At 61.7% G+C, this 8,057-nt stretch carries 8 protein-coding genes; all 8 read left to right on the top strand.

Translation table 11 applies throughout. From position 1 onward, the window contains the following. A partial coding sequence (locus tag GSQ83_RS30675) for a CoA-transferase (protein WP_305782249.1) occupies nucleotides 1-298 on the top strand: 298 nt, incomplete at its 5' end. Continuing rightward, a complete protein-coding gene (locus tag GSQ83_RS20190; RefSeq protein ID WP_158804660.1) occupies nucleotides 295-1,074 on the top strand; it encodes an SDR family NAD(P)-dependent oxidoreductase in 780 nt (259 codons plus the stop codon). The genes GSQ83_RS30675 and GSQ83_RS20190, both read left to right, overlap by 4 nt. Then, nucleotides 1,071-2,096 carry a phosphotransferase family protein gene (locus tag GSQ83_RS20185; RefSeq protein WP_254065804.1) on the top strand — a complete coding sequence of 342 codons (1,026 nt, stop codon included), beginning with the start codon at nucleotides 1,071-1,073 and terminating at the stop codon, nucleotides 2,094-2,096. Before GSQ83_RS20190 ends, GSQ83_RS20185 begins: the two co-directional genes overlap by 4 nt. Before the next feature lie 24 nt (nucleotides 2,097-2,120). Further along, nucleotides 2,121-3,374 (top strand): acyl-CoA dehydrogenase family protein, encoded by a 1,254-nt coding sequence (locus GSQ83_RS20180; protein ID WP_158804659.1) that lies wholly within the window; start codon nucleotides 2,121-2,123, stop codon nucleotides 3,372-3,374. Between the two features lie 58 nt (nucleotides 3,375-3,432). Beyond that, the gene (locus GSQ83_RS20175) at nucleotides 3,433-4,452 is read left to right on the top strand and encodes an aldo/keto reductase (RefSeq protein ID WP_158804658.1); all 1,020 of its coding nucleotides are present in this window, start codon (nucleotides 3,433-3,435) and stop codon (nucleotides 4,450-4,452) included. 185 nt (nucleotides 4,453-4,637) lie between these two features. Continuing rightward, on the top strand, nucleotides 4,638-5,897 hold the full coding sequence (locus GSQ83_RS20170) for a sugar ABC transporter substrate-binding protein (RefSeq protein ID WP_158804657.1): 1,260 nt from the start codon (nucleotides 4,638-4,640) through the stop codon (nucleotides 5,895-5,897). Then, nucleotides 5,887-7,464 (top strand): sugar ABC transporter ATP-binding protein, encoded by a 1,578-nt coding sequence (locus GSQ83_RS20165; RefSeq protein WP_158804656.1) that lies wholly within the window; start codon nucleotides 5,887-5,889, stop codon nucleotides 7,462-7,464. The genes GSQ83_RS20170 and GSQ83_RS20165 overlap by 11 nt, the downstream gene beginning before the upstream one ends. 7 nt (nucleotides 7,465-7,471) lie before the next feature. After that, a partial coding sequence (locus GSQ83_RS20160; RefSeq protein ID WP_174246696.1) for an ABC transporter permease occupies nucleotides 7,472-8,057 on the top strand: 586 nt, incomplete at its 3' end.

The following is an 8,057-nucleotide window of genomic DNA, read 5'->3' as shown; positions in this document are numbered from 1 at the left end:
GCCGGGCAAGATGGTGAAGGGCATGGGCGGCGCCATGGATCTCGTGGCTGGCGTCAAGCGCGTCACGATCCTGATGGATCACGTCGAGAAATCCGGCGCGCCCAAGCTGGTGAAGCGCTGCACCTTGCCGCTGACGGGCACTCATGTCGTCGATCTGGTTATCACGGATTTGGCGGTGTTTCGCTTTCGGAAGCGTGGCGGCGCGCTTGATCTCATCGAACTCGCGCCTGGCGTCGGCCTCGATGAGGTGCAAGCGAAGACCGAGGCGGCGTTCACGACGTCGCTGGGTGGCCAATGAGCCAGGATGAGGGAGCGCTGTTCGGCCTCGCGGGTAAAACCGCGCTGGTCACCGGTGCTTCCGCCGGACTTGGGCGGCATTTCGCGGGAGTATTGGCGCGAGCCGGCGCCAATGTCGTGCTGGCCGCGCGACGAGCGGAGGTGTTGTGGGAGGCTGTCGCGGAATTGGAGGCCACCGGATTCAGCGCCGCGGCGACCGTAATGGATGTTTCCGATGCTGGTTCGGTGGGGAGCGCCTTCGCGCAAGCTGAGCAAGCATTTGGACCGATCTCAATCCTTATCAACAACTCAGGCATTGCGCTTTCGGGTTCGTCACTCGATCTCGACGAGGAGGATTGGGATCGCACGCTGGATACCAACCTCAAGGGCGCGTGGCTGGTGTCGCGAGCCTTTGGACGCAGCGCGAAGGCTGGGAGGCGGGAAGGGGTAATCGTGAATGTCGCCTCAATCCTCGGCTTTCGGGTCGCCGGTCATGTTTCGGCCTATGCGGTTTCCAAGGCTGGGCTGGTGCATCTGACCCAAGCGATGGGTTTGGAGCTTGCGCGTTTCGGCATTCGCGTGAATGCGCTGGCGCCCGGCTATATCTCGACTGATCTCAATCGCGACTTTTTCGGAAGCGATGCGGGGAAGGCGATGATCGCTCGCATTCCCCAACGCCGACTGGGGGCTCTGGAGGATCTGGACGGGCCATTGCTGCTGCTGGCGAGCGACGCATCGCGCTACATGACGGGTTCGACGATCGCAGTTGACGGCGGCCATCTGGTGAGTTCGCTGTGACCGGACCAGATGAAACACTGGGGCTTGATGTCGAGCGGCTGCGAGGTTTCCTGGCGGAAAGGCTGGGATTGAGCGGCTCGATGGCAGTGGAGCGGATCAGCGGCGGACAATCCAACCCGACTTATTTCGTAAGTTTTCCGGACCGCCGGATGGTGCTGCGCAAACGCCCCGCGGGTCCGACTTTGCCTTCCGCTCACGCGATCGATCGCGAGTATCGCGTGATGGCGGCGCTTGCCGACACGGATGTGCCGGTGCCGCGTATGGTGCTGTATCACGAGACGCCGGATGTGCTCGATACGCCTTTCTACCTCATGGAACGGCTCGACGGCCGGGTATTTCACGACTGCGCGCTACCCGGCCTCTCGCCTGACGAGCGGCGTGCGATCTACCTGAGCATGGCGGAAACTCTGGCGAAATTGCATGCCGTCGAGCCTGCCGCGATCGGGTTGGGCGATTACGGCCGCCCTGGAAATTACTTCGAGCGACAAATCGCTCGGTGGTCGCGACAATGGGCGGAGTCGCCGACGAAGGACATCCCGGAGCTTGATGCTCTGGTCACTTGGCTGCCTGCGCATCTGCCACCGGATGACGGCGCCATCGCGATCGCTCATGGCGATTTCAGACTCGGCAATCTCATCATCCATCCGACCGAGCCGCGTGTTGTCGGAATTCTCGATTGGGAGCTTTCGACACTCGGTCATCCACTGGCGGATCTTGGCTTTTGCTGCATGCCTTGGCACACAGCGCCGGATGAATATGCGGGCATTCTCGGCCTCGATCGTGAGGCACTGGGAATTCCGACGGAAGCCGAGTTCGTCGCGCGTTATTTTGCCCGTGCCAAGCCGGTCGAGGGCTTCGGCAGCTTCCATCTGGCCTTCGCGCTATTTCGCTTCGCTGTCATTTTCGTAGGGATTGCCGATCGGGCACAGGCGGGCAATGCGGCGGGCGACAATGCGGCCGCAGTGAGCCATTTGGGCCGTCACTTCGCGCGCCGTGCCCTCGATATCACCAAAAGTGCCTGATCATCGAACTCTCGGAGCCTCGCCATGGATTTCGCCTATTCATCGCGCGTCGAGGATCTCCGCACCCGCCTGTCCGCCTTCATGGAGACGCGCGTACTGCCCGAACATCGGCGCGTGACCGAGCTGATTGAAGCTGGAACTTATCCGCTCGAAGTCATCGAGCCTTTGAAAGCCGCTGCCAAGGCGGAAGGGCTGTGGAATCTGTTCTTGCCTGGACTGCGCGAGGACGAGCCGGGCACGCGGCTCAACAACCTCGAATATGCGCCGCTGGCCGAGTTGATGGGGCGCTTGCCATGGGCGCCCGAGGTGTTCAACTGCAATGCGCCCGATACCGGCAATATGGAAATCCTGCACCTCTTCGCGACGGTGGAGCAGCGGAAGCAATGGCTCGACCCTTTGTTGGCGGGCGACATTCGCTCGGTCGTCTCGATCACGGAACCTGATGTTGCTTCGTCGGATCCGACGAATTTGCAGACCGAGATCCGGCAAGACGGAGCGGAATATGTCATCAATGGGCGGAAGTGGTTCAACACCGGCGCACTCCATCCGAAAGCCGCGTTCCTGCTCGTGATGGGTGTGTCGAACTTCGAGGCGGATGCGCCGCGCCACCGGCGGCATTCCTTTATCATCGTTCCGATGGATGCGCTGGGTTTCCGCATCATTCGCAACGTGCCCATCATGAATCATCACGCGATCGAGGGTCACTGCGAGGTCTCCTTCGACAATGTGCGGGTGCCAGCCGGAAACCTTCTCGGCGAGGAGCATGCGGGCTTTGCCATAGCGCAGGCACGGCTGGGGCCGGGGCGGATCCATCACTGCATGCGAACCATCGGGCAGTGCGAGTTGGCTCTGGAACTCATGTGTGTGCGGGCGTTGCAGCGACGCGTCTTCGGCCGTGCTCTCGCTGATTTCGCCAATAACCAGGACGAGATCGCGCTGTCCCGTATCGAGATCGACCAGGCGCGGCTTCTGTGTCTGCGTGCGGCGTGGCGGATGGATACCGAAGGAAACCAATCGGCGCGCGTGGATGTCTCGGCGATCAAGATCGTCGCGGCTCGACTGCAGGTTCGCGTATTGGATCGCGCAATGCAGATTTTTGGCGCTATGGGTCTCTCCAATGATACGCCACTGGCCTATCTCTGGAGCTGGGGCCGCGCGCTTCGACTGTTGGATGGACCCGACGAGGTGCATCTGCGCGTCGTGTCTCGTGACGAGGTCGCCAAGGCCAAGGCGCAGCCGGATCGGCACGCGCTGTATTTCACGGCGCCGTCACGGTGAGAGCGACGTCGCTCATTGCTCCTAACAAGCAGCCTGTTGACCGGAAGGAATCGTTCACATGAATCCACACGAGAAACACCGTTTCGGCCGGTCATCGTTGAGCGTCACCGCGCTGGGGCTTGGAACAGCGCCGCTGGGAAATCAGTTCCGCACGGTCACGGAGGCGGATTCGCAAGCGGTTTTCGACAGGTCCTGGGATGCCGGGCTCCGCTACTTCGACACCGCACCGATGTATGGCCAGGGCCTTGCGGAGCATCGGACTGGCGAGGCTCTGCGTCTTCGTCCTCGTGAAGACTATGTCCTCTCGACAAAAGTCGGCCGGATGCTTGTGCCCGTCAGCCGTGAGGAGGCGAAGTCTCCGTTCTGGGTCGATCCGTTGCCGTTCAAGGTAGCCTATGACTACAGCTATGACGGCGCGATGCGTTCCTTCGAGGACAGTCTGCAACGCCTGGCCCTCGAACACATCGACATCGCCTATATCCACGATATCGATGTCTTCACCCATGGTCCGGATCAGCAGAAGATCTACTTCCGGCAGGCCATGGACGGGGCGTACAAGGCGCTCGATCGCCTTCGCTCGGAAGGGGTGGTCAAAGCCATTGGTGTCGGATGCAACGAATGGCCGGTTTGCCAACAGGCTTTGGAGGAGCGGGATTTCGACTGTTTTCTTCTTGCCGGCCGCTATACGCTGCTCGAACAGGACGCGCTGGATACGTTTCTCCCGCTGTGCGTGGAGCGCAACGTCGCGATCGCACTCGGCGGCTGCTACAATAGCGGCATTCTCGGAACGGGCGCGATACCCGGCGCGCATTATAACTATGGTCCCGCACCTCAGCCGATCATCGATCGCGTCGTGCGGATCGAAAAGGTTTGCAAAGAGTTCAATGTTCCGCTGAAGGCGGCGGCGTTGCAATTCGTTTTGGCGCATCCCGCGATCCCGACTGTGCTCGCCGGAACGCGCAACCCGCATCACATGCAGGAGAACATCGACCTCATGGTCCAGCAGATCCCGGCCGAGTTCTGGGCCGCGCTGCGGGACGCGGATTTGGTCAGGGCCAACGCTCCAACACCTTCCTGAATGTATCGAACTTCCAACGGTCGCTTCGCACGGTTGAAGGCTACGCGTGAACTGTTCAGAATGGACAAAATTGCGGTTGTTAGCGGTAACCCAACCGTGTGAGATGTCAGAGCCTATAACTAGCCAATATAAAAACCGCCTCTCTGCTGTCGTCATCAGGAGAAGAGGCATTGGGGAAAGAAAGCATGTCCGACGAAGAAAAACTCATCGCCGCGGGAATGCGACTGCATGATCCAGTCGGCCGCCGCGTGTTCATGCAATTGGCGGCCGCGGCCGGCGTTGCGGTTCCGGTGGGCGCGGCAGCAGGGTTCATGCCATCGGCCCGCGCCGCCGCGCCTGGGAAGATCGCGGCGCAGTTCGCGACTCTCGCCAATGACTATTGGGCTGCCTTCGAAAAGGGCTTCAAGGCCACCGCCGGCGCGCTGAAGGTCGGCGACGTCGTGATGATCCATGACAATGATGCGGCGCGTGAGCTCAGCCAGGTGCGCGGGCTGCCCACCGAAAGCGTCAATATGCTGGTCAACACGGTTGTCGCCGCCGGCGAGGTTCCGATGGTCGCGCGGCTGTGCCAGCAGAACAGCGTCTATTATACCGCGATCTGGGAAATTCCGGCCTGGTTCACGCCGCCGGATGTCGGTGACTATTTCGTATCCTACAACACTGCGAATTCTGTGCTCGCAGGCTACGAAGTCGCGACCGCGCTCTTCAAGTCGATCGGCGGTGAAGGCACGGTCGTTCACATCAAGGGCCTCGCGACACCGACCGACGATGCGCGGACGGCCGGTATGATGAAGGCCGCGAAGGACTTCCCCGGCATCAAAATCGTCGGCGGACTGCGTGGCGATTGGGTGCGGGAAAAGGCACGCAGCGTGATGCTGAGCATGGTCACGGCCTATCCCGACATGAAAGCGGTCTTCGCGCAGAATGACTCGATGGCGCTGGGCGTGCTCAGCGTGCTGAAAGAGCGCAAGATGACCTCGGTCAAGGTCGCCGGTATCGATGGTCTGCCGGAGGGTCTGACGGAACTCGCGAAAGGCGGACAGTTCGTCGCCACGAACACCTCCTTGCCACCCTATCAGGCAGGTTTCGCGGCGGTGATGCTGTTCGACACCTTCTCGGGCTGGAAGCCGAGCCTGCCGGAGCGCCTGCTCTATACGGGTTCGCTGACCGCGACGGCGGAGAATGCGGAGTCGATCAACCGCAAAGTCTACGAAAGCGCGACGCTGCCATTCGACTGGGTGAAGATGAGCCGCACGCTGTCGCCCAAGGACTGGGACCCGCAGAACACGATCATCCCGATCGACCCCTTCGCGCGCTGGGGCGGCATGCCTGGCGATGGCAAGCTCAACGCGGCCTATAAGGCGGCGGATTGGCAGACGCAGCTTGCCGCGACGACGAAACTCTATGCGGACCACTACAAGTCCGGGCCGTTCCATGCCGCCTAGCGCGGTCGCCGCCAGCCGTCCGGGTTTCGACCCGGGCGACCAGGCGGCGTCACCACCCGCGCTCGAACTGCGGGACATCAGCAAGTCCTATCCCGGCACCAAGGCGCTGACCTCGGTCAGCTTCACGCTGAGGCGCTTCGGCATGCTGGGTCTGGTGGGGGAGAATGGGGCCGGCAAGTCGACCCTGCTCTCCATCATCAATGGCACCGTGCGGCCCGATCAGGGCACGATCGCGATCAATGGTGAGAGCGTCGGGTTTGGCCATCCCTCCGACGCCGCGCGTCACGGCATCGCGACCGTGTTCCAGGAACAGGGGCTGATCGGCACGATCCCGGTCTTCGAGAACATCTTCCTGGGGCGGGAGACGAAATTCGCCTCAGCCGGCTTTCTGCATCAACGGACGATGATCTCTGAGACGCAGGCCGTGCTCGATGAGCTTGAGATCGAGGTCAGCCCCACCGCGCTCACGGGCGATCTCTCCTTCGGCCAGCGGCAGCTGGTGGAGATCGCCAAGGCCTTCGCGCTCGGCCGGGTCTACCCAGTCGAGCCGATCATTCTGCTGGACGAGCCGACGAGCGCCTTGTCGGACAAGGAAGCCGCGAAGCTGTTCGATGGGATCACCCGCTGGCGGACCAAGGGTTCCTTCGTTCTCGTGTCCCACCGTCTCGGCGACATCTTCACCACGTGCGACGAGGTTGTTGCGCTGAAGGATGGCTGCGTGGTGATGCAGCGCCCTGTCGAGGGCACCGACGAGCAGACGCTGCACCAGGCGATCGTCGGGCGAGAGCGCAACACCCATTATTATCGTGAGGCGATCCAGACGGAGCCCACGAATCGCGTTGCGGTCGCGGCGGTCGATATCTCCAGGCAGGGGCATCTACGGGGTGTCTCCTTCGAGCTGCGGGCAGGCGAAATCCTTGGTGTCGCTGGCGTGTTGGGCTCGGGCAAATCTACGCTCGCCAAGGTAGTCGCGGGGGCGGAGGCGCAGGATGCCGGCACGATCGCGATCGAGGGCAAGCCCATGAAGGCCGGATCGCGCCGCGATGCGCTCGGGCTTGGGATCGGCTATGTGCCCGCCGAACGGACCGTCGCTGGGATCATCGGCACCGATACGATCGAGAATAATCTCACTTTGCCCAATCTTGCGCAGGTCTCTCATCGGTTCCTCGCGATGATCTCCCCGGCGCGCAGCCGGGCGCTCACCAATAGCTGGATCGGTCGCCTGCGCATTCGTGCGCCTGGACCGGCCGCGATGTGCCGCACGCTGTCCGGCGGCAACCAGCAGAAGATCGTGTTTGCTAAGTGGCTGGCGCATAATGTGAAGGTGCTGGTGCTGGACGATCCGGCGCGGGGGCTGGATGTCGGCGCCAAGGAAGATATCTACGCCCTGATGCGAGAGATGGCGCAGGGCGGCGCCGCCATTCTGCTCGTTTCCGACAATCTTCCGGAGCTGATCGGTCTCTCCAACAGGATCATGGTTCTGCGGAGCGGAATGTGCTCGGCGATTATCGACGCGCCCAAGGATGCGAAGCCGCGGGAGGTCGATATCCTCCCCGCCATGCTTTAGGACGAATATGAACGCAATCGTGGACGGCCTGAAGTCTAACCGGTTTGTTGGAGGGCAGCTTCGCTCCTTCCTGCCGCCGCTGATCGCGATCCTCATCCTGATCGCCTATTTCTCATTCGTAAACCCGCTGTTCCTGTCGGCTTCCAATGCGGGGAATATTGGCCGCCAATCCTCGGTCCTGCTGATGGTGTCGCTGGCCGAGACGGCAATCATCCTCGTGGGTTCGATCGATCTCTCTATCGGCGCGCTCGTCACGCTCTCGGGAATCCTGACGGCGCTGACGGTCGATTATGTGGGCGTGGTCGGCGCGGTGGCGGTCGGTATCGCAATAGGCGCGCTGGTCGGGCTCATCAACGGTCTCGTCGTCACCCGGCTGCGCGTGCCATCCTTTCTGGTAACGCTCGGTATGTTGTCGATCCTGTCGGGTGTCGCCAATCAGATTTCGCAGGGGCAGTCGATCCTGTTCAACAACCAGATGCTTCTCAACATCATGAATGGATCGCCATTCCTGTATGTGCCGAACGTCATCTGGTTCGCCATCCTCGCAACGGTTGTCTTCACGATCATCGCTTTCAGGACGAAGCTTGGACGCT

It is taken from the genome of Acidisoma sp. L85 (assembly GCF_009765865.1).
In the GTDB taxonomy this organism is placed as follows: domain Bacteria; phylum Pseudomonadota; class Alphaproteobacteria; order Acetobacterales; family Acetobacteraceae; genus Acidisoma.
The sequence above is the reverse complement of the archived record's forward strand: the minus strand, read 5'-3'. Positions and strand labels throughout refer to the sequence as shown.